The sequence below is a fragment of the Stenotrophomonas sp. CASM106 genome (assembly GCF_049384825.1).
In the GTDB taxonomy this organism is placed as follows: Bacteria; Pseudomonadota; Gammaproteobacteria; order Xanthomonadales; family Xanthomonadaceae; genus Stenotrophomonas; species Stenotrophomonas muris.
This window is the reverse complement of the sequence record NZ_JBMRFS010000002.1, coordinates 476,836-497,010: the sequence shown is the minus strand read 5'-3', so window position 1 is coordinate 497,010 and position 20,175 is coordinate 476,836. Positions and strand designations below refer to the sequence as shown.

The 20,175-nt window shown below is 67.4% G+C and carries 15 protein-coding genes and 3 tRNA genes; 9 read left to right on the top strand and 9 right to left on the bottom strand.

Annotated elements, in window-relative coordinates; all coding sequences use genetic code 11:
* Positions 1 to 3: 3 nt before the first annotated feature.
* From VG556_RS06010 to VG556_RS06000, 3 genes are read left to right on the top strand one after another with little or no spacing between them, the layout of a single operon-like run.
* Positions 4 to 1,245, top strand: coding sequence for an efflux RND transporter periplasmic adaptor subunit (locus VG556_RS06010; protein ID WP_014646531.1), 1,242 nt, complete (start codon positions 4 to 6; stop codon positions 1,243 to 1,245).
* Positions 1,242 to 3,200, top strand: coding sequence for a MacB family efflux pump subunit (locus VG556_RS06005; protein WP_014646530.1), 1,959 nt, complete (start codon positions 1,242 to 1,244; stop codon positions 3,198 to 3,200). The genes VG556_RS06010 and VG556_RS06005 overlap by 4 nt, the downstream gene beginning before the upstream one ends.
* Positions 3,197 to 4,636 (top strand): TolC family protein, encoded by a 1,440-nt coding sequence (locus tag VG556_RS06000; RefSeq protein ID WP_100449686.1) that lies wholly within the window; start codon positions 3,197 to 3,199, stop codon positions 4,634 to 4,636. Before VG556_RS06005 ends, VG556_RS06000 begins: the two co-directional genes overlap by 4 nt.
* Before the next feature lie 77 nt (positions 4,637 to 4,713).
* Here VG556_RS06000 and rlmB read toward each other — a convergent pair whose 3' ends face one another.
* The 3 genes from rlmB to rnr all read right to left on the bottom strand — a co-directional run bounded on the left by rlmB (position 4,714) and on the right by rnr (position 8,645).
* Positions 4,714 to 5,457, bottom strand: coding sequence for a 23S rRNA (guanosine(2251)-2'-O)-methyltransferase RlmB (rlmB, locus tag VG556_RS05995; protein WP_005408775.1), 744 nt, complete (start codon positions 5,455 to 5,457; stop codon positions 4,714 to 4,716).
* Positions 5,458 to 5,618: 161 nt separating this feature from the next.
* Complete coding sequence (locus VG556_RS05990) at positions 5,619 to 6,101, bottom strand: GFA family protein (protein ID WP_100449685.1); 483 nt, start codon at positions 6,099 to 6,101, stop codon at positions 5,619 to 5,621.
* A gap of 84 nt (positions 6,102 to 6,185) precedes the next feature.
* Complete coding sequence (rnr, locus tag VG556_RS05985; RefSeq protein WP_049442198.1) at positions 6,186 to 8,645, bottom strand: ribonuclease R; 2,460 nt, start codon at positions 8,643 to 8,645, stop codon at positions 6,186 to 6,188.
* A 128-nt stretch (positions 8,646 to 8,773) separates the two neighbouring features.
* Here rnr and VG556_RS05980 point away from each other — a divergent pair.
* Positions 8,774 to 8,858, top strand: a tRNA-Leu gene (locus tag VG556_RS05980).
* A gap of 207 nt (positions 8,859 to 9,065) precedes the next feature.
* Positions 9,066 to 9,150, top strand: a tRNA-Leu gene (locus VG556_RS05975).
* Between the two features lie 56 nt (positions 9,151 to 9,206).
* Here VG556_RS05975 and VG556_RS05970 read toward each other — a convergent pair.
* Positions 9,207 to 9,953: a sulfite exporter TauE/SafE family protein gene (locus VG556_RS05970; protein ID WP_014646526.1), complete on the bottom strand. Its 747-nt coding sequence runs from the start codon at positions 9,951 to 9,953 to the stop codon at positions 9,207 to 9,209.
* Between the two features lie 98 nt (positions 9,954 to 10,051).
* Between VG556_RS05970 and VG556_RS05965 the strand changes: the two genes are divergently transcribed.
* Both VG556_RS05965 and VG556_RS05960 read left to right on the top strand, forming a co-directional pair.
* Complete coding sequence (locus VG556_RS05965; protein WP_100449684.1) at positions 10,052 to 10,951, top strand: LysR family transcriptional regulator; 900 nt, start codon at positions 10,052 to 10,054, stop codon at positions 10,949 to 10,951.
* A 50-nt stretch (positions 10,952 to 11,001) separates the two neighbouring features.
* Positions 11,002 to 11,086 (top strand) — tRNA-Leu (locus VG556_RS05960).
* Positions 11,087 to 11,239: 153 nt separating this feature from the next.
* Here VG556_RS05960 and emrB read toward each other — a convergent pair.
* From emrB to emrR, 4 genes are read right to left on the bottom strand one after another with little or no spacing between them, the layout of a single operon-like run.
* Entirely contained in the window at positions 11,240 to 12,826 is a 1,587-nt protein-coding gene (emrB, locus tag VG556_RS05955; RefSeq protein ID WP_005408769.1) for a multidrug efflux MFS transporter permease subunit EmrB, read from the bottom strand.
* A gap of 7 nt (positions 12,827 to 12,833) precedes the next feature.
* The gene (emrA, locus tag VG556_RS05950; protein ID WP_032956867.1) at positions 12,834 to 14,015 is read right to left on the bottom strand and encodes a multidrug efflux MFS transporter periplasmic adaptor subunit EmrA; all 1,182 of its coding nucleotides are present in this window, start codon (positions 14,013 to 14,015) and stop codon (positions 12,834 to 12,836) included.
* Between the two features lie 11 nt (positions 14,016 to 14,026).
* Positions 14,027 to 15,520: a multidrug efflux transporter outer membrane subunit EmrC gene (gene emrC / locus VG556_RS05945; RefSeq protein WP_046429738.1), complete on the bottom strand. Its 1,494-nt coding sequence runs from the start codon at positions 15,518 to 15,520 to the stop codon at positions 14,027 to 14,029.
* Positions 15,517 to 15,960, bottom strand: a complete 444-nt coding sequence (emrR, locus tag VG556_RS05940) for a multidrug efflux system transcriptional regulator EmrR (protein WP_014646521.1) — start codon at positions 15,958 to 15,960, stop codon at positions 15,517 to 15,519. The genes emrC and emrR overlap by 4 nt, the downstream gene beginning before the upstream one ends.
* Before the next feature lie 172 nt (positions 15,961 to 16,132).
* On the opposite strand from emrR, the gene VG556_RS05935 reads away from it, so the two are divergent.
* The gene (locus VG556_RS05935; protein ID WP_046429737.1) at positions 16,133 to 17,014 is read left to right on the top strand and encodes a helix-turn-helix domain-containing protein; all 882 of its coding nucleotides are present in this window, start codon (positions 16,133 to 16,135) and stop codon (positions 17,012 to 17,014) included.
* Positions 17,015 to 17,074: 60 nt separating this feature from the next.
* Positions 17,075 to 19,318, top strand: a complete 2,244-nt coding sequence (gene parC, locus VG556_RS05930; RefSeq protein ID WP_100449683.1) for a DNA topoisomerase IV subunit A — start codon at positions 17,075 to 17,077, stop codon at positions 19,316 to 19,318.
* Positions 19,319 to 19,599: 281 nt separating this feature from the next.
* On the opposite strand, the gene bfr is transcribed toward parC, so the two are convergent.
* Positions 19,600 to 20,088, bottom strand: coding sequence for a bacterioferritin (bfr, locus tag VG556_RS05925; RefSeq protein WP_005408763.1), 489 nt, complete (start codon positions 20,086 to 20,088; stop codon positions 19,600 to 19,602).
* Positions 20,089 to 20,175: the final 87 nt, after the last annotated feature.

Here is a 20,175-nt window from a genome sequence, read left to right as displayed (position 1 = left end):
GACGTGACGTTCCGCCTGCTGCCCGCGACCCGCCGGAGTCGCCTGATACTGATCGCCCTGCTTGCCCTGATCGTCGCCGCGACCGCCTGGTGGCTGCTGCGCAAGCCCGCCGCGCCGGCGGTGGCCACCTCGCCGGTCAGCCGCGGTGACATCGAGCAGACGGTGGACGCCACCGGCGTGATCGATGCCTACAAGCTGGTCAGCGTCGGTGCGCAGGCCTCGGGCCAGATCAAGTCGCTGAAGGTGCAGCTGGGCGACACCGTGAAGGAAGGCGACCTGATTGCCGAGATCGACGCCACCACCCAGCAGAACCAGGTGCTCAACGCGCAGGCCTCGCTGGACCAGGTCACCGCCCAGCGCGCCGTCCAGCAGGCCACCCTGCGCCAGGCCGAACTGGAATTCGCGCGCCAGCAGCAGATGCTGGCCGCCGAGGCCACCTCGCGCCAGGAATACGATGCCGCCGAGGCGCAGCTGAAGACCGCCCGTGCCCAGCTGCAGTCCTACGAGGCGCAGATCAAGGGCCGCGAAACCGAGCTGGGCACCGCCCGCGCCAACCTGGCCTACACCCGCATCACCGCGCCGATGGACGGCACCGTGGTGGCGGTGGTGGCCGAGGAAGGCCGCACGGTGAACGCCAACCAGACCGCGCCGACCATCGTCATGCTGGCGCGGCTGGACGTGGTCACCGTCAATGCGGAGATCTCCGAGGCCGACGTGGTCAAGATCAAGGCCGGCATGCCGGTGTACTTCACCACGCTCGGCGACCCGGACCGCAAGTACCACGCCACGCTGCGCCAGATCAATCCGGCGCCAGCCTCGATCGCCAACGAGAATTCATCCAGCTCCAGCAGCTCCTCCAGTTCCAGTTCCAGCAGCGCGGTCTACTACAACGCGCTGTTCGACGTGGAGAACCCGGATGGCACGCTGCGCATCGACATGACCGCGCAGGTCTCGGTGCTGCTCAAGCAGGCCAAGGGCGTGCTGATGGTGCCGGCAGTGGCGCTGGGGCCGAAGCGCCGTGGCGACGAGCGCATGGTGCGGGTGCTGGACGACAAGGGCCAGCCGCAGCCGCGCAAGGTCACGGTGGGCATCAACAATGGCGCCTCGGCCGAGATCCTGTCCGGGCTGAAGGAAGGCGAGCGCGTGGTGGTTGGCGAAGCGGGTGCGGCCGGTGCCAGCGCCGGCGGCGGCAACCGCGGCGGCATGCAGATGCGGGTTGGCGGCCCGGGCATGGGGCGCCGATGAGCACGACGGCGCCGCTGCTGCGCCTGCGCGACCTGCGACGTGAATTCCCGGCCGGCGATGATGTGATCGCCGTGCTGCGCGACGTCAATCTCGACATCCACGCCGGTGAGATGGTGGCCATCGTCGGCCAGTCCGGCTCGGGCAAGTCGACGCTGATGAACATCCTCGGCTGCCTCGATCGTCCCACCCGTGGCAGCTACCAGGTGGCCAGCCGCGAAACCGGGAAGATGCAACCGGACGAACTGGCCGAACTGCGCCGCGAGCATTTCGGTTTCATCTTCCAGCGCTACCACCTGCTCGGCGACCTGGATGCGCGCGGCAACGTGGAAGTGCCGGCGGTGTACGCCGGCAGCCCCGGCCCGGTGCGCAACGCGCGTGCCGAGCAACTGCTGCAGCGGCTGGGCCTGAGCGACCGCATGCATCACAAGCCGGGCCAGCTGTCCGGTGGCCAGCAGCAGCGCGTGTCGATCGCACGCGCCCTGATGAACGGCGGCGAGGTGATCCTGGCCGACGAACCGACCGGCGCGCTGGACACGAAATCCGGCGAGGAAGTGATGGCGATCCTCGGCGAACTGCATGCCGAAGGCCACACCATCATCATCGTCACCCACGACATGAGCGTGGCCGAGCACGCGCAGCGCATCATCGAAATCCGCGATGGCGAGATCATCGCCGACCGCGCCAACCCGAATGCGCCGACCTACCGTGCGCAGCGCGAGGCCAGTACCGGCGTCGCCCGCGGCAACAGCTGGCGGGCCGCGCGCGACCGCTTCACCGAAGCGTTCCGCATGGCGCTGCTGGCGATGAACGCACATCGGCTGCGAACCTTCCTGACCATGCTCGGCATCATCATCGGCATCGCCTCGGTGGTCTCGGTGGTGGCGCTGGGCAATGGCTCCCAGCAGCAGATCCTGCAGAACATCAGCGCGCTCGGCACCAATACCATCGACGTCTATCCCGGCCGCGGTTTCGGCGACATGCGCTCGGCGCGCGTACAGACGCTCAAGGCCAGCGATGCCGATGCACTGGCAAGGCAGAGCTACGTGGACAGCGCCACCCCCAGCGTATCGACCTCGGTCACCGCGCGTTACCGCAACCAGTCGTCCACCGCCCAGGTCAGCGGCGTTGGCGAGCAGTTCTTCCGGGTCAAGGGCGTGACCCTGCTCAGCGGCAGCTTCTTCGATGCCGATGCGGTCAAGGGCCTGGGCCAGGTGGCGGTGATCGACGAGAACACCCAGTCCCAGTTCTTTCCCGATGTCGACCCGGTCGGCCAGGTGATCCTGCTCGGCAACGTGCCGGCGCGCGTGGTCGGCGTGGCCAAGCGGCAGAGTTTCGGCTTCGGCGGCAGCACCAGCCTCAGCGTGTGGGTGCCGTACACCACGGTGATGTCGCGCATGCTCGGCCAGAGCCACGTGTCCAGCATCACCGTGCGCGTGGACGATGACACGCCGATGGACGCCGCGCAGGAAGCGATCACCCGCCTGCTGACCCTGCGCCATGGCACCGAGGATTTCTTCCTCAGCAACAGCGCCGAGATCCGCGAGACCATCGAGCAGACCACGCGCACGATGACCCTGCTGATCGGTGCCATCGCCGCCATCGCGTTGCTGGTCGGTGGCATCGGCGTGATGAACATCATGCTGGTATCGGTGACCGAGCGCACCCGCGAGATCGGGGTGCGCATGGCCGTCGGCGCACGGCAGAGTGATATCCGCCAGCAGTTCCTGATCGAAGCGGTGCTGGTCTGCCTGCTCGGCGGCGTGCTCGGTATCGGCCTGGCCCTGCTGCTGGGCTCGATGATCGGCCGCTTCGCCAGCGACTTCCAGGTGCTGTTCTCCACCGCCTCGATCGTCGCAGCGTTTGCCTGCTCGACCCTGATCGGCGTTGCGTTCGGCTTCCTGCCAGCGCGCAACGCCGCGCAGCTCGACCCGGTGGAGGCCCTGGCCCGCGAATGAAGATGATGACCCGACTGCCCTTCCCCGCTCCCCGGCACCTGCTGCTGGCCGGTGCCGTTCTACTCGCCCTGTCCGGCTGCGCGTCGGTCGGCCGCTACCCGGTGTACGACCCGGCCGTGGCGGCGCAGTATGGACGTGGCGATGCCACCCTCAACGCGCCAGCCGATGACCCGCGCAGCAGCCTGGATACACCGGGCCGCGACATCCGCCAGGACACCTGGTGGACCGGCTTCGGCGATGAACGCCTGGACCGTCTGGTGGCGCAGGCGCTGGCCGCCAACAGCGATCTGGCCGCCGCCGGCCTGGCCGTGCAGCGTTCGCGCCTGCAGGCCGGCCTGGCCAGCAACGCACTGTGGCCGCAGCCCTCGTCATCCGGCGTGAGCGGCAGCGCCAGCCGCGCCACCGACCAGTCTGATGATTGGCGCCGCAGCTATTCCACCGGCGTCTCGCTGGGTTGGGAAGTGGACCTGTGGGGCCGCCTGCGCACCCAGCGCGACATCGCCCGCTGGGAAGCCGAGGCCAGCGAGGAAGATCGGCAGAACACCGCGCTGCTGGTGATCAGCGACACCATCACCCAGTACTGGAACCTGGCCTACCTCAACCAGTCGATCGCCACCGGCCAGGCCAACCTGGAGCGCCTGGAACGCACCCGCGAACTGGTGCAGGCCCGCTTCGACGCCGGTGCGGTATCGCGCCTGGAAGTGCGTCAGGCACTGCAGAACCTGCAGTCGCAGCGGTCCTCGCAGAGCGCGCTGGAACAGCAGCGGGTGGAGGTGCGCAACGCGCTGACCGTGCTGCTGGACGGCACGCCCTGGCCCCAGCAGGACGAACCACAGGACCTGCTGGGCGCACGCAGCCCAGCCATCAGCGAAGGCCTGCCGACCGATCTGCTCGGCCGCCGCCCCGATCTGCGCGCGGCCGAACTTCGCCTGCGCAACAGCCTGAAGACCATCAAGGTCACCGCCACCCAGTACTACCCTGCGCTGAGCCTGACCGGCAGCCTCGGTTCCAGCGCGACCTCGCTGGGCGATGTACTGCGCAACCCGGTGGCCACGCTGGGCGCCGGCCTGTCGCTGCCGTTCCTCAACCTGCAGCGTGCGCAGCTGGATACCGATATCGCCGGCACCGCCTACCAGATCGCCGCCAGCAACTTCCGCAAGACGCTGTATACCGCGCTCTCGGAAGTGGACAACGCACTGTCGGCGCGCGAGCAGCTGGCGCGCCAGGTGGCGGCCTCGCAGGCTTCATACGACGAAGCGGTGGAAGTGGAACGCGCGCAGGAAGTGCGTTACCGCGTGGGTGCCACCGATCTGCGCACCTGGCTGGAAGCGCAGCAGACCCGGCGTGATGCCGAACTGTCGCTGGCACGCGCGCGCCAGGGCCAGCTCAACAACGACGTGACGCTGTTCAAGGCGTTGGGCGGCAGCGCGGGGTGAGGCGGGACATGAAACGGGGTCAGATCCCTTTTCCCATTGGAAAAGGGATCTGACCCCGATCACATCGCGCTGGCCGATCAACCGCGCTGGCGCACGGCCTCGAACAGGCTGACGCCGGCGGCGACGGAGACGTTCAGGCTCTCGATCTCGCCCGGCATCGGGATCTTGACCAGGCCATCGCAGTTCTCGCGGGTCAGGCGGCGCAGGCCATCGGCTTCGCCGCCCAGCACCAGCGCGATGTTGCCCTTCAGGTCCAGCTGGTACAGCGAGGCCGTGGCTTCACCGGCCAGGCCGTAGATCCACACGCCCTGCTTCTGCAGGTCCTTCAGGCAGCGCGAGAGGTTGGTCACCGCCACCACCGGGATCAGGTCGGCGGCACCGGCCGAAGTCTTGCGCACAGTGGCATTGACCGTGGCCGACTTGTCCTTCGGGATGATCACCGCGGTCGCCCCGGCGGCAGCGGCCGAGCGCAGGCAGGCGCCGAGGTTGTGCGGGTCCTGCACCTCGTCCAGCACCAGCAGAAGGGCCTTGCCCTCGGCCGCGGTGACCAGCCCTTCCAGCTCGTTCTCGCTGTAGGTACGGGCGGCGGCGTAGCGCGCGGCCACGCCCTGGTGGCGCACCGAACCGCCAACACCGTCCAGCGCCTGGCTGTTCACCTTGCGCACATCGATGCCCTTGCGGCGGGCGTTCTCTTCGATCTCGGTCAGGCGCGGGTTCTTCGCACCGGCCTCGACCAGCACTTCGCGGACGTTCTCGGCGTCGTTCTCGATGGAGGAGGCGACGGCGTTGACGCCGACAATCCACTGGCTGTTCTTGCTCATGCGGGCGGGGACCGGAAAGGGGGTGGCTATGGTAGAGCATCGGCAGGCCGGGCGCTGCGCCCGGCCGCCCCTCTGTAGCGCCGAGCCCATGCTCGGCTGGCGGGAGGCCGATGAAGCCTGAACCCAGAGCAGCCGAGCGTGGGCTCGGCGCTACAGGGGCGTTACCGACTGCGCGGCGGCCAGTGCGGGGTGTCGTGGTCGGGGTGCTGGTGGGAGACAATGGTGGCCAGGAACTCCAGCGCGGCGACGTCGTCCTCGGTGCGCCGCGCCGGCAGGCCGGACAGGCTGTCGACGAACGGCAGCTTGCGCTCCACCCCGTACTGGATCGTCGGTGGCAGGCGTTCCGGCTCATCGAAGGCGCCGGCAGCCACGGCCACGCCATCCGGGGCTTCATAGGTCAGGGGTGTACCGCAGTCGGCGCAGAAACCACGCCGCACCACGTTGGACGACTGGAAATAGCGCGGCTGGCCGCGGGTCCAGCTGAACTGCACGCTGCGCACGGATACCAGCGGCGCGTAATAGGCACCGAACGCCTTCTGGCACATCCGGCAATGGCAGATCGAGCTGTCGGTGAGCTCGCCACGCGCCTGGAAGCGGACCGCGCCGCACTGGCAGCCGCCACTGTATTCGGGTTGGCCTTGCATGCTGGGGTTCCTCCGGGACGTCGTGCCAACCAAGGTTGGCACCTACCAGTTGAGGTAGGTGCCGACCGTTGGTCGGCACACCTTTCAATACTTCTTCTTGGTGCGCTTGGCCGGCTTGCCCCGCTCGGGCGGCGGCGGCAGGCCATCGCCCTCGTCCTCGCCCTTGTGCTCGACCAGGCGGAAGTCGATCTTGCGCTCTTCCATGCTGGCCTTCAGCACCAGGATCCGCACGCGGTCACCCAGCCGGTAGCTGCTGCCGCGGCGTTCGCCGGTCAGCGTTTTGCGGGTGGCGTCGAACTTGTAATAGTCCTGCGGCAGCTGGGTCACATGCACCAGGCCCTGCACCTTGGACTCGTCCAGTTCCACGAACAGGCCGAAGCTGGTCACGCCGCTGATCACGCCGTCGAACTGGCCGCCCACGTGCTTTTCCATCCACGCCGCGCGGTAACGCTCGTCGACCTCGCGCTCGGCTTCGTCGGCACGGCGCTCGCGCTCGGAACACTGCAGCGCCAGGGCCGCCATTTCGCGCGCGTTGTAGGTGAACTTGTCCAGCGGCTTGCCGGACAACGCATGCTTGATCGCACGGTGCACCAGCAGGTCGGGGTAACGGCGGATCGGCGAGGTGAAGTGCGCGTACGCCTCCAGCGCCAGGCCGAAGTGGCCGTGATTCTCCGGGCTGTAGATCGCCAGGCTCTGGCTGCGCAGCAACACCGATTCCAGCAGCGTGGCATCGGGGCGGTCGCGGATCTTCTTCAGCAGCTTGGTGTAATCGCCCGGGCGCACCTTCGACCACGGCGGCAGGCTCAGCTTGAACTCCTTGAGGAATTCCAGCAGGTCGGCGTACTTGGTTTCCGGCGGCTTCTCGTGGATGCGGTACGGCGCCGGCACATGGCGCGACAGCAGGTACCTGGCGGCCTCGACGTTGGCCGCGATCATGCACTCCTCGATCAGCTTGTGCGCGTCGTTGCGCACCAGCATGCCGGCCTGGGTCACTTCACCACGGTTGTCCAGCACGAAGCGCACTTCACTGCTTTCGAATTCGATGGCACCGCGCTTGGCGCGTGCCTTGGACAGCACCTTGTACAGCTGGTGCAGGCGCTGCACCTGCGGCAGCAGGTCGCCCATCCAGGCCTTGGTATCGGCATCGTCCTCGCCCACCGCCTTCCACACCTGGGTGTAGGTCAGGCGCGCATGCGAGTTCATCACCGCCTCGTAGAAGCGCGAATGCGTGACCAGGCCATCGCGGTCGATCTGCATGTCGCAGACAAAGCACATGCGGTCGACCTTCGGCATCAGCGAGCAGATGCCGTTGGACAGTGTCTCCGGCAGCATCGGCACCACGAAGCCCGGGAAGTACACCGACGTCGCACGCTTCTGCGCCTCTTCATCCAGCGGCGTACCAGGGCGAACGTAATTCGAGACGTCGGCAATCGCCACCACCAGGCGGAAACCCTCGGCATTCGGCTCGCAGTACACCGCGTCGTCGAAGTCCTTGGCATCCTCGCCATCGATGGTGACCAGGGGCGTGCTGCGCAGGTCGACACGGTCGCCAATCATCGCCGGCTCGACCACCAGCGGCACCGAGGCCGCTTCGTCCAGCACCTCCTGCGGGAACTCGAACGGCAGCTCGTGGCCATGGATGGCGGTCTCCACCACCAGCGACGCGGTCAGCTTGTCGCCGAGCACCGCGATGATGCGGCCGATCGGCGGGCGGCGGCTGTCCGGCGCCTGGGTCAGTTCACAGACCACCAGCTGGCCGTCGCGCGCACCACCGGTCTGGTCCGGCGGCACCTGCACGTTGCGCTGCACGCGCTTGTCGTCGGGCACCACGTAGTTGATGCCCATCTCGATGCTGAAGCGGCCGATCAGGCGGGTCATGCCGCGCTCCAGCACGCGGGCGATGCTGCCTTCGCGACGGCCGCGGTGATCGATGCCGGTCACGCGGGCCAGCACCTTGTCGCCGTGCATGACCTTGCGCATTTCATAAGGCGGCAGGAACAGGTCGTCGCCGCCCTCGACCGGGCGCAGGAAGCCGAACCCTTCCGGGTTGGCGATCACCACGCCGGTGACCAGGTTCAGGGTCTGGATCGGGGCGAAACCGCCGCGACGGTTCTGCACCAGCTGGCCGTCGCGGACCATCGCACCGAGCCGGCGCGACAGCGCCTCGGCCCGGTCCGGAGCGGTCAGGCCCAGGCGCGCGCCCAGTTCCTCGGCGGTCTGCGGCCCTTCGCAGCGCTCCAGCAGGGCCAGGATGGCCTCGCGGCTGGCGATGGGCTGTTCGTACTTCTCCGCTTCGCGAGCGGCATAGGGATCGTCGATCACCTTGCCGGCCGGCGGCAGCTTGCGGCCCGGGGCCGGGCCCGGTGCATCGGTACTGCGGACCTTGCGGCCGCGTGGCGGTGCACCGCCTTCATTCAATTCGGGGAACCAGCCCGGCAGCGGCTTGCCCGGCTTGGTGGTGCGGGCTGCACCCGCCTTGGCGCCCTTGTTCGGGGCCTGGCTGCGGGACTTGCTCCCGCCCTTGCTTGGTTTTTTGGTAGTCATCGCCCTACATGGTAGCCGCTGGCGGCGTGCAGAACGGGTCAGCGGTCGCCTTCAAGCGATCGCGTCAAAAATATTCAGGAAGTCGTTGACAGCCTGCGGATTCATCTTCACAATTGCGCCTCTGGAACGCCCAGGTGGCGGAATTGGTAGACGCACTAGTTTCAGGTACTAGCGGGTAAAACCGTGGAGGTTCGAGTCCTCTCCTGGGCACCAACGAAAAAACTCCTCGCTTCGGCGGGGATTTTTTTTGCCTGTGATCCGGCAGCCGGGGTCGGATTCCTTTCCAGAGGAAAGGGCTCTGGCCCCAAGCGAGTGAGATGGGGGGCAGAGCCCGTTTCGCATGCGCAACGGCAACCGACCCGGGATCAGCAAAAAGTGTTGACACCCCCGTCACGGCACCCCATAATCTCGCTCCTCGACGCCCAGGTGGCGGAATTGGTAGACGCACTAGTTTCAGGTACTAGCGGGTAAAACCGTGGAGGTTCGAGTCCTCTCCTGGGCACCACGTCGAGAATGAGAAAAACCCGCGAAAGCGGGTTTTTTCATGCCCCGGATCCGGCATCAGAACAACGGCCGCAGCACCAGTTCCAGCCCGAGCAGCAGCAGGAACCCCAGGAAGCAGGCGCGGAACACGCGCGCGCTGATGCGCTGCCGGATCACCTGGCCCAGCCACATGCCCAGCAGCGCCGGCAGCACCGCCAGCGCACTCAGCCCCAGCTGCTGGATGCCGAACGCACCGTGCAGCACCAGACCGGTGGTCAGCGAAATCGTCGACACGGTGAACGCCAGCCCGAGCGCCTGCACCAGCTCCTCGCGCTGCAATCCCAGCGACTGCAGGTACGGCACCGCCGGCATCACGAACACACCCGTCGCCCCCGTCACCACGCCGGACAGCGCACCCACCAGCGGCCCCAGCCAGCGCTCGCGCCGCTGCGGCACGCGGAACACCGGCGCGAGCAACGCATAGGCGGCATAGACCACCAATGCCACGCCCAGCGCAACGCGCGACCAGGTGCGATCGACCCGCACCAGCAGTGCGGCCGAACCCAGCGTCACCACCACCACGGCAAGCATCATCGGCCACAAACGCCGCACGATGTGGCCCAGCGACGGCCCGGACAGCAGTTGCCACGCATTGGTGACGAAGGTTGGAATGAACAGCATCGACGCCGCCGCCACCGGTGACAGGGTGCTGCCCAGCAGGCCCATCGCCACCGTCGGCAACCCCATCCCTGTCACGCCCTTGACCACGCCGGCCAGCACGAACACCACCACCAGCAGCAAATAGAAGTATGTCGATTCATGCATGGCTTCATTGGACCGGGCCCTCGCCAGGCGCACAATGCGGTCTTCCCGGCCCAGCCTTCGGCTGACCCGAAGGCGCCGGATCAGCAATGAGGCACGACATGCGGATGGACATCGCCGACCTGCGCCTGTTCCTGGCAATCGCCGAAGCCGGCAGCATCACCGCCGGCGCGGCACAGGCAAACCTGGCATTGGGTTCAGCCAGCGAGCGCCTGCGCACGATCGAAGCCGATGCCGGCACCGCGCTGTTGCACCGGCACCCACGCGGCGTCAGCCTGACCGAGGCCGGCGCCGCCCTCGCCCACCACGCACGCCTGATCCTGCAGCAGCAGGCACAGCTGCGTGGCGAACTGCAGGCGTTCGCGCAGGGTGCGCGCGGCACCCTGCACCTGTATGCCAACACCGCCGCGCTGACCAACTACCTGCCCTCGCGGCTCGCGCCGTGGCTGGCCGGACGCCCACGCCTGCATGTCGAACTGCTGGAGCGCACCAGCCCCGAAGTCGTACGCGCGATCAGTGCCGGCCAGGCCGAGGCCGGCATCATCAGCGATGCGGTCGACGCTGCCGGCCTGCAGCAGCATGTGGTTGCCGAAGACCCGCTGGTGATGCTGCTGCCGGCCGATCACCGCCTCGCCTCGCGGCGCAGCGTGACCTTCGTCGAGGTTGCCGGCGAGACCTTCGTTGCCCTGGCCGATGGCAATGCACTGCAGACCTACATCGAGGACCAGGCGCGCGGCATCGGGCGCCGCCTGGATGTACGCATCCGCATGAAGACCTTCGAAGGCGTGTGCATCATGGTCGGCCACGGCATCGGCGTCGGCATCGCGCCGCGGACCATCGCGCGCCAGCATCGGCGCAGCACGCACACCGTCGCCGTACCGCTCGCCGATGCGTGGGCGCAACGACGCCTGTGCGCGTGCTTTGCCGAGTGGACACGACTGTCACCGGCGATGCGCAGCCTGCTGCATCACCTGGGCGTGCAGCCCCAGAAAAAAGTGTGAAATGTTGTTGACACATCTTCTGTCGCTCCCCATAATTCATCTCCTGAGTCGCCCAGGTGGCGGAATTGGTAGACGCACTAGTTTCAGGTACTAGCGGGTAAAACCGTGGAGGTTCGAGTCCTCTCCTGGGCACCACGACTCAAGATGATCAAACCCGCGAAAGCGGGTTTTTTCGTTTCCGGGGTCTGGGAATTCACGCCCCGAGATCCACCCATGCGAGGCGTGGATCCACCAAAAGAAAAACCCCGCCTTGCGGCGGGGTTTCTGCGTTTCAACAGCAATGAACGGTCAGTGCCCGCCACCGGCGGCAGCACCTGCACCCGCGCCGAACGGCGGCTTGGCCAGCCACAGGAACGTGATGATCGCCAGGAAGATCCAGCCCAGCAGGAAGAAGATGTCGTTGAAGCCCATCTGCGATGCCTGGTGGTTGATCATGTTGTTCAGTACCGCTGCACCGTGTTGCAGGTCGCCCTGCCCCATCGCCGTCACCTGGTCCTGCATGCCGGGCTGATAGGCCGAGATGTGCTCGGTCAGGTCGGCATGGTGCACCTGGGTACGCCGCGCCCACAGCCACGTCGTCAGTGACGCCGCGAAGCTGCCACCCAGCGTACGCAGGAACGTGGCCAGGCCGGAGCCCGCCGCGATCTCGCGCCCATCCAGGTCCGACAGCAGGATCTGCAGCACCGGCATGAAGAACAGCGCGACGCCGATGCCCATGATCAGCTGCACGCCGGCCACGTGCATGTAGTCCACCTGCAGGTTGAAGTTCGAACGCAGGAAGCTGGTCATCGACAGCACGATGAAGGCCACCGTGGCCAGCATGCGCATGTCGAAGCGCGATGCGTACTTGCCGACGAATGGCGTCATGATCACCGGCAGGATGCCGATCGGCGCGGTCGCCAGGCCTGCCCAGATCGCGGTGTAGCCCATGTCACGCTGCAGCCACTGCGGGATCAGCAGCGCCACGCTGAAGAACGCCGCGTAGGCCACCACCATCGCCAGCGTGCCGGCGCGGAAGTTGCGGTGCCGGAACAGCTTCAGGTCGACGATCGGATCCTTGTCGGTCAGCTCCCAGATCAGGAACACCGTCAGCGTCACCACCGCCACGCAGGCCAGCACCACGATCTTCATCGACGAGAACCAGTCCTCGTCGTTGCCCAGGTCGAGCACCAGCTGCAGGGCACCGACACCGATCACCAGGGTGACCAGGCCGACGTAGTCCATCTTCGGCTTCTCGATCTGCTCCGGGCGTCCCTTCAGCTGGTTGCCCACCACCAGCGCGGCGAAGATGCCCAGTGGCACGTTGATCAGGAAGATCCATTCCCAGCTGTAGTTGTCGGTGATCCAACCACCGAGGATCGGACCGCAGATGGGCGCCACCACCGTGATCATCGCCAGCAGCGCCAATGCCTGTCCGCGTTTCTCGCGCGGATAGATCGAGACCAGCAGCGACTGCGTGATCGGGTACATCGGGCCGGCCACGAAACCCTGCAGCGCACGCGACAGCACCAGCATGCCCATGCTCTGCGCCAGGCCGCACAGCAGCGAGGTGATGACGAAGGCCAGCGTGGCCCAGACGAACAGCTTGCGCTCGCCGAAGCGACGGCTGAGCCAGCCGGTCAGCGGCAGCGCGATGGCCGTGCTGACCGCGAACGAAGTGATGACCCAGGTCGCCTGCTGCGAGCTGGCGCCGAGATTACCGGCGATGGTCGGCAGTGAAACGTTGGCGATGGTGGTGTCGAGCACCTGCATGAACGACGCCATCGCCAGGCCCACGGTGCACAGGGCGACGCTGGGTGGCAGGAACCCGGAGGCCGCACCCGGCGCCGCCGGTGCACCCGGAGCGCCGGGTGCGGCTGGAGCTTGTGCGGACATGGCGACCTCAGCCCACCTTTGCCTGTTGCTGCGGCAGGTTGCCCTGGATGATCGTGTGGATCACCTCATCGGCATCATGCAGCTGCTTGGCATATACGTCGGTGTCGAACACGGTGCCCTTGGCCGGGGTGCTCGGCAGTACTTCACCCTTCTGGTCGCGCAGGCTCACTTCGGCCTTCATCGACAGGCCGATGCGCAGCGGGTGTTCGGCCAGCTGCTTGGCATCGATGGCGATGCGCACCGGCACGCGCTGCACGATCTTGATCCAGTTGCCGCTGGCGTTCTGCGCCGGCAACAGCGAGAACGCCGAGCCGGTACCCAGGCCCAGGCTCTGGATGCGGCCCTTGTACTTCACGTCACCGGCATACAGGTCCGACTTCAGCTCCACTTCCTGGCCCAGGCGCATATGGCGCAGCTGGGTTTCCTTGAAGTTGGCCTCGACCCACATCTGCTCGGTCGGCACCACGGCCATCAGTGCATTGCCCGGCTGCACGCGCTGGCCCACCTGCACCGAACGACGGGCAACGTAGCCGGTGACCGGCGCGACGATGCCGGCGCGGGCGTTGTTGAGGAAGGCCTGGCGCAGCTGCGCGGCGGCGGCCTGCACGTCCGGCTGGGTGGCGATCACGGTGTCGTCGACCAGCGCGCGGTTGCGCTCGACGGTCTCGCGCGAACCGGCAACGGCCGCTTCGGCCGCAGCCAGCTCGTCGCGGGCGTGGGCCAGTTCTTCGTTGGAAATGGCGCCAGTGGCGGCCAGATCCTTGCGGCGGGCGAAGTCCTCGCGCACGCGCTTCAGGGTCACCTGGCGGGCGTTCAGGTCCGCCTGCGCGCCTTCCACGCTGCGGTACAGGCCACGGGTCTGGCGCACGGTCTTGGCCAGGTTGGCTTCGGCCTGCTGCAGCGCCACCGAAGTGTCGGACGGGTCCAGCTGCACCAGCAGCTGGCCGCGCTCCACGCGCATGCCGTCATCGGCATTGATGGCGACCACGGTACCGGCCACCAGCGGGGTGATCTGCACCTGGTTGCCCTGCACGTAGGCATCGTCGGTCTCTTCGAACCAACGGCCGAACATGAAGTACCACAGCGCCAGGGCGGCAAGCAGCAGCACGACGATCACGAACAGGCCGCGCAGCAGGTTGCCGCGGCGGTTGGGGGCGGCCGGGGCCGCGGTGTCTTGGGTCTGGCTCATGGCGGGCGTCTTCAGGAATGCGAGGAATCGGAATGGGAGGCGATCGGTGCGCGGTCGGTGTCGGCGGGCTGGAAACCACCGCCCAGCGCCTTGCTCAGGCGCACCGAGGTCTGCACCTGCTGCGACTGCAGGCCGGCCAGCTGCTGCTGCGACTGCAGCAGGGTGGACTGCGCGGTCAGCACGTCCAGGTAGCTGCCGATGCCGGCGCGGTAGCGCTGCTGGGCCAGGTCGAAGGCCGAGCGTGCGGTGTCCACTGCCTGCTGCTGCGCGTGCGCCTGCTGCGCCAGCGAGCGCACCGCGTTGACCTGGTCGGCGACGTCGCGCAGTGCATCGAGCACGGCCTGGTTGTAGTTGGCCACCGCCAGGTCGTACTGCGCGTCGGTGTTGGCCAGGTTGGCGCGCAGCTTGCCGCCTTCGAAGATCGGCAGGCTCAACGCCGGGCCGATGTAGGCGAAGGTCGAGCTGCTCTTCAGCAGGTCACCCACGTTCGGGGCGACCACGCCGGCCAGCGCGGTCAGGTTGAAGCTCGGGTAGAACTTGGTCTTGGCGACCTTGATCTGCTTGTCGGCCGCTTCCACGCGCCAGCGCGCAGCCACGATGTCGGGGCGACGGCCGAGCAGTTCGCTGGGCAGTACGCCCGGCAGCTGCAGTGCCATCGGGTTCAACGGCTGCGGGCGCTGGATCGACAGGCCACGGTCCGGCCCCTTGCCGACCAGTGCAGCCAGCGCGGTGCGGGCGGCGTCGATGCGCTGCTGCGCGGCCAGCACCTGCTGCTGCGCGGCCGGCACGCGGGCCTCGGCCTGGCGCACCTGCAGATCGCTGTCGATGCCGGCGCTGCGGCGCTGGCGGGTCAGCTGCAGCGATTTCTGCGAGCGGGTCAGTTCTTCCTCGGCCACGTCGTTGAGCTGCCACGCGTAGGCCAGGTCGGCATAGGCCTGGGCAATGCCGGTGGACAGGTTCAGGCGTGCGGCCTGGGCTTCAACGGTGGCGGCATGCGCGCCATCCACGGCGGCTTCCCAGGCAGCGCGCTTGCCGCCCCACAGGTCCACGCCGTAGCTGAAATCGAAGGCGACCTGGCTGCTGCCGCCATAGCGGCCGCCCATCTCGCTGCCGACCATCGACTCGGGCAGGCGCAGGCCGGTGTAGCCGCCGGACACCGACAGGCTGGGCAGCTCGTCGGCGCGCGCGGTACCGACCTGGGCCTGGGCCTGGCGCAGGCGCGCGTCGGCGGCGTCCAGGCTCGGATGACCGGCCAGGCCTTCGGCGACCAGTGCGTCCAGCTGCGCATCGCCCAGTGCCTTCCACCAGTCCTGCGCCGGGAAGCCGGCGGCGCTCAGGTCGGTGTCAGCCAGGGTGCGTTCGCTGTGCAGGCTGTCCACGTCAAGCACGTGGCCCTGCGGGTTGAGGCCACGACTGCTGGCGCAGGCGGCCAGGGCCAGCGCCAGCGCTGACACCAGCAGCGCGCGCCCGGACCGGCGGAGAGTGGAATGCGGGATCGGGTTCATGGGGTCGTCAGTGAATCGCGGATTCGGGTAAGGAGGGACAGCAGCAGCGTGCGCTCGTCGGCGGAAAGATCACGCAGCGCGTAATCCATCACCGCGTCGCCGCGCAGCTTCAGCCGCGCCCACAACGCACGGCCTTCGTCGGTCAGCACGATCTGCAGTGCCCGCCGGTCCTGCGCATGCGCCTCGCGGCGGACGCAGCCCAGCGCCTCCAGCTTGTCCAGCAGGCGGGTGACCGCGCTGGGCACCTGGTCGATGGCCTGGGCCAGTTCGTTGGCGGTGCAGGGCGCCATGTGGGAAAGCACCTTCAACCCGATGTAATGGGTGAAGCCGATTCCCAGATCTTCTTCCGCCATGGACGCGTCGAGTTGGCGCACCAGGCCGTCGCGCACCTGGCGCAGCAGCAGGCCGAAGCTGGGGGGAGTGGTTGCAGGACAGATCATGGGGGAGCATTCTCTTCCAAAAAAAATATTTCTCAATGGAAATATTCGATCTGGCATCGAATGCTGTGTTGCAGCAGCGGGCTCGATCAGTGAAGGCGCCTACCTTAATGATCTGGTCAGGTGGCCCGGTAGTACAATCCAGCCAATGGATGTCACATTTCAGCCAGCGGACATGATGAACAAGGCAGAAATTCAGGTTCCCAAACGCCTGCTCAGAGATGAGGCACTGGACTGGTTCGAGCGCAACGACGGCCCGCCGGTCATCGCCTTCCGCTTCGACAGCCAGCAGGGCCTGGCCCGCGAGGTCGACTGGCACCACCACCAGCGTGCCCAGTTGATCTGCGTCGAACGCGGCCTGCTGACCACCCGCACCTCGCATGGCACGTGGTCGCTGGCGCCGGGCTCGGCCGGCTGGATGCCGCCGCTGGAACCGCACACCGTCACCCTCGACGGCCCGTTGCGCGGCTGGGGCATGGCATTGGCTGCACCGGCCTGCGCCACCCTGCCCGCCGACCCCTGCGTGCTGGGCCTGTCCAAGCTGGCGCAGGCGCTGGCCGACCGCATCTGCGAATGGCCGCTCGGCCATGACACCACGCCCGAGCGCCAGCACATCATCGACGTGCTGCTGGACGAGATCCGCACCGCGCCGCGCCAGCGCATGCACCTGCCGATGCCGCACGACCGGCGCCTGCTGAAGATCGCCTCGCAGTTGCTGGCCGACCCCTCCGACGAACGCAGCCTGGCCGAATGGGCGCATTGGGCCGGTCTGTCACCGCGCAGCCTGACCCGTCACTTCCGCGACGAGACCACGCTCAGCTTCGCCCAGTGGCGGCAGCAGGCGCGCCTGTCAGAGGCCCTGCGCCAGCTGACCGACGGCCGCAGCGTGGCCGACATCGCCCACGCGCTGGGCTTCAGCAGCGCCAGCGCGTTCGTTACCGTGTTCCGCCGCCACTTCGGACTGCCGCCCGGTCGCTACCTGGCACGGGCCGGGCACGGCCTGGAAACCGGGCTGGACCCTGCGCGCGGCTTGGCATCCCCCGCCGCATCCGGATAATCACAGGATTGCGAGCGGCGACCGCCGTCGCCGCCTCCCGACAACAGGTAACAACGCCGCATGACCGAACTTGCCCGCCCCGTGTTCCACGGATTCGAACAACTGCCGCTGCGCGAGTACGCCGAACGCGCCTACCTCGACTACTCGATGTATGTGGTCCTGGACCGCGCCCTGCCGTTCATCGGCGACGGCCTGAAGCCGGTGCAGCGCCGCATCATCTATTCGATGAGCGAGCTGGGCCTGAATGCCGCGTCCAAACCGAAGAAGTCCGCGCGCACCGTCGGTGACGTCATCGGTAAGTACCACCCGCACGGCGACAGCGCGTGCTACGAGGCCCTGGTGCTGATGGCACAGCCGTTCTCGTACCGCTATCCGCTGATCGAGGGCCAGGGCAACTTCGGCTCCAGCGACGACCCGAAGTCGTTCGCGGCGATGCGTTACACCGAATCCAAGCTGACCCCGATCGCCGAAGTGCTGCTGGGCGAACTGGGCCAGGGCACCACCGACTGGGCACCGAACTTCGACGGCACCCTGCAGGAGCCGACCTGGATGCCGGCACGGCTGCCGCACCTGCTGCTCAACGGCACCACCGGCATCGCCGTGGGCATGGCCACCGACGTGCCGCCGCACAATCTCAACGAGATCGTCAGCGCACTGCTGCACCTGCTGGACCACCCCGATGCCAGCGTGCGCGACCTGTGCGAGCACGTGCAGGGCCCGGACTATCCGTCCAGCGCCGAGATCATCACCTCGGCCAACGACCTGCGGAACATCTACGAGACCGGCAACGGCAGCGTGCGTGCACGTGCGACCTTCACCAAGGAGGCCAACAACATCGTGGTGACGGCGCTGCCGTTCCAGGTGTCGCCGTCGAAGGTGATCGAGCAGATCGCCGCGCAGATGCGCGCCAAGAAGCTGCCGTGGCTGGAAGACATCCGCGACGAATCCGACCACGCCAACCCGGTGCGCGTGGTGCTGGTGCCACGTTCCAACCGCGTCGACGCGGACCAGCTGATGGGCCACCTGTTCGCGACCACGGACCTGGAGCGCAGCTACCGCGTCAACCTCAACGTGATCGGGCTGGACGGCCGTCCGCAGGTGAAGAACCTGAAGATGCTGCTCAGCGAATGGCTGACCTTCCGCAGCAACACCGTCACCCGCCGCCTGCAGCACCGCCTGCAGAAGGTCGAGCGCCGCCTGCACCTGCTGGAAGGCCTGCTGGTCGCCTTCCTCAACCTGGACGAGGTGATCCACATCATCCGTACCGAGGACGAACCGAAGGCGGCGCTGATCACGCGCTTCGGCCTGTCCGAGGAACAGGCCGAGTACATCCTGGAAACCAAGCTGAAGCAGCTGGCCCGCCTGGAGGAGATGAAGATCCGCGGCGAGCAGGACGAACTGGCCAAGGAGCGCGAGAAGATCCTCGGCATCCTCGACAGCAAGGCCAAGCTGAAGAAGCTGATCCGCGACGAACTGACCGCCGACGCCAGGAAGTTCGGCGACGCACGCCGCTCGCCGCTGGTGCAGCGCCAGGCCGCGCAGGCCATCGACGAGACCGAGCTGGTGCCGAGCGAGCCGATGACCGTGGTGCTGTCGGAGAAGGGCTGGATCCGAGCGGCCAAGGGCCACGACGTCGATGCGTCCGCCCTGTCCTACCGCGACGGCGACGCCCTGCAGGGCGCAGTGCGTGCGCGCAGCACCCAGCAGGTCGCGTTCCTCGACAGCGAAGGCCGCGCCTACTCGACGCCGGTGCATACCCTGCCCTCCGCGCGTGGCAATGGCGAACCGCTGACCGGCCGCTTCTCGCCGGCAGCGGGTACCAGCTTCGTGACCCTGGCCAGCGCCGAGCCGGATGCCCGCTTCGTGCTGGCCTCCAGCCACGGCTACGGCTTCGTCACCCGCTTCGAGAACCTGATCGGTCGCAACAAGGCCGGCAAGGCGATGCTGAACCTGTCGTCCGGCTCGTCGGTGCTCACCCCGTCGATGGTCGCCAACGTGGCCACCGACCGCATCGTGGCGGTGACCAGCTCCGGCAACCTGCTGGCGATCGCCGCCAACGACCTGCCGGAACTGGACAAGGGCAAGGGCAACAAGATCATCGAGATCCCGAAGGCCAAGCTCGCCACCGAACGCGTGGTCGCCATCGTGGCGATCAGTCCGGGGCAGACCCTGCAGGTGCGCAGCGGCCAGCGCACCATGGGCCTGAAGTTCAACGAGCTCGACGCCTACCTCGGCGCCCGTGCCACCCGCGGCCACCTGCTGCCGCGCGGCTGGCAGAAGGTGGAAGGGCTGTCGGTGGAATAAGAGGTACGGGGGTCGGATCCCTTTCCATGGGAAAGGGCTCTGACCCCAGGCACGAAAAAGCCGGGGCATTCCCCGGCTTTTTCGTTGTCGGCTGGCGGGCGGTGGAGCGGCTGGCGGGCGAAGGCTGGCTGGCGGTGCTCCGGTGCTGGCGGGCGACAGAACGCTGTGCTGCTGGTAGAGCCGACCGCTGGTCGGCTGCTTTCTGCAGAGCAGCCGACCAGCGGTCGGCTCTACCGGAAGGCAGCCGAGCATTGGCTCGGCTCTACAAAAACGATGCCCGCTCAGTGCGCCGGGGCGCCGTTGCCGTCGATCTTGCTCAGCTGGTACAGCTCCAGGCCGATGCGCTTGATCAGGCCCAGCTGCTGCTCCAGCCACCAGGCGTGGTCTTCCTCGGTGTCCTTCAGCTGCGCCAGCAGGATGTCGCGGCTCACGTAATCGCCCTTCTCCTCGCACAGCTTCATGCCGGCGGCGAGATTGTTCCGAACGGCGTATTCAGTATCGAGATCCTTCTGCAGCATCTCCTCCACGGTCTTGCCCGGCTCGGTGGCATGCGGGCGCATGTCCGGGTCGCCACCCAGGAACAGGATCCGGCGGAGCAGCGCATCGGCATGCTGGGTTTCCTCTTCCATCTCGTGGTTCAGGCGCTCGTACAGCGCGAACAGGCCCTGGTCCTCGTAGCGGCGGGAATGGATGAAGTACTGGTCGCGCGCAGCAAGCTCGCCGCGCAGCAGTTCCTTCAGGCAGGCGATGACGTCCGGGTTGCCTTTCATGGGGGGCTCCTGTGAATCGATGCGGCATAGGGTGCCGCATTTCAAAATACGGTGATCTAATCGGAATCAGTCGCAGTTGCGCCTGCG

Bases quoted from the DNA above. Each gene is read 5' to 3' on its own strand.
- VG556_RS05990 (WP_100449685.1), bottom strand. From the start codon at position 6,101: ATGCAAGGCCAACCCGAATACAGTGGCGGCTGCCAGTGCGGCGCGGTC.
- bfr (WP_005408763.1), bottom strand. From the start codon at position 20,088: ATGAAAGGCAACCCGGACGTCATCGCCTGCCTGAAGGAACTGCTGCGC.
- emrC (WP_046429738.1), bottom strand. From the start codon at position 15,520: ATGAACCCGATCCCGCATTCCACTCTCCGCCGGTCCGGGCGCGCGCTG.
- VG556_RS05935 (WP_046429737.1), top strand. From the start codon at position 16,133: ATGATGAACAAGGCAGAAATTCAGGTTCCCAAACGCCTGCTCAGAGAT.
- parC (WP_100449683.1), top strand. From the start codon at position 17,075: ATGACCGAACTTGCCCGCCCCGTGTTCCACGGATTCGAACAACTGCCG.
- rnr (WP_049442198.1), bottom strand. From the start codon at position 8,645: ATGACTACCAAAAAACCAAGCAAGGGCGGGAGCAAGTCCCGCAGCCAG.
- VG556_RS06000 (WP_100449686.1), top strand. From the start codon at position 3,197: ATGAAGATGATGACCCGACTGCCCTTCCCCGCTCCCCGGCACCTGCTG.
- emrR (WP_014646521.1), bottom strand. From the start codon at position 15,960: ATGATCTGTCCTGCAACCACTCCCCCCAGCTTCGGCCTGCTGCTGCGC.
- VG556_RS05965 (WP_100449684.1), top strand. From the start codon at position 10,052: ATGCGGATGGACATCGCCGACCTGCGCCTGTTCCTGGCAATCGCCGAA.
- rlmB (WP_005408775.1), bottom strand. From the start codon at position 5,457: ATGAGCAAGAACAGCCAGTGGATTGTCGGCGTCAACGCCGTCGCCTCC.
- emrA (WP_032956867.1), bottom strand. From the start codon at position 14,015: ATGAGCCAGACCCAAGACACCGCGGCCCCGGCCGCCCCCAACCGCCGC.
- VG556_RS05970 (WP_014646526.1), bottom strand. From the start codon at position 9,953: ATGCATGAATCGACATACTTCTATTTGCTGCTGGTGGTGGTGTTCGTG.
- VG556_RS06005 (WP_014646530.1), top strand. From the start codon at position 1,242: ATGAGCACGACGGCGCCGCTGCTGCGCCTGCGCGACCTGCGACGTGAA.
- emrB (WP_005408769.1), bottom strand. From the start codon at position 12,826: ATGTCCGCACAAGCTCCAGCCGCACCCGGCGCTCCGGGTGCACCGGCG.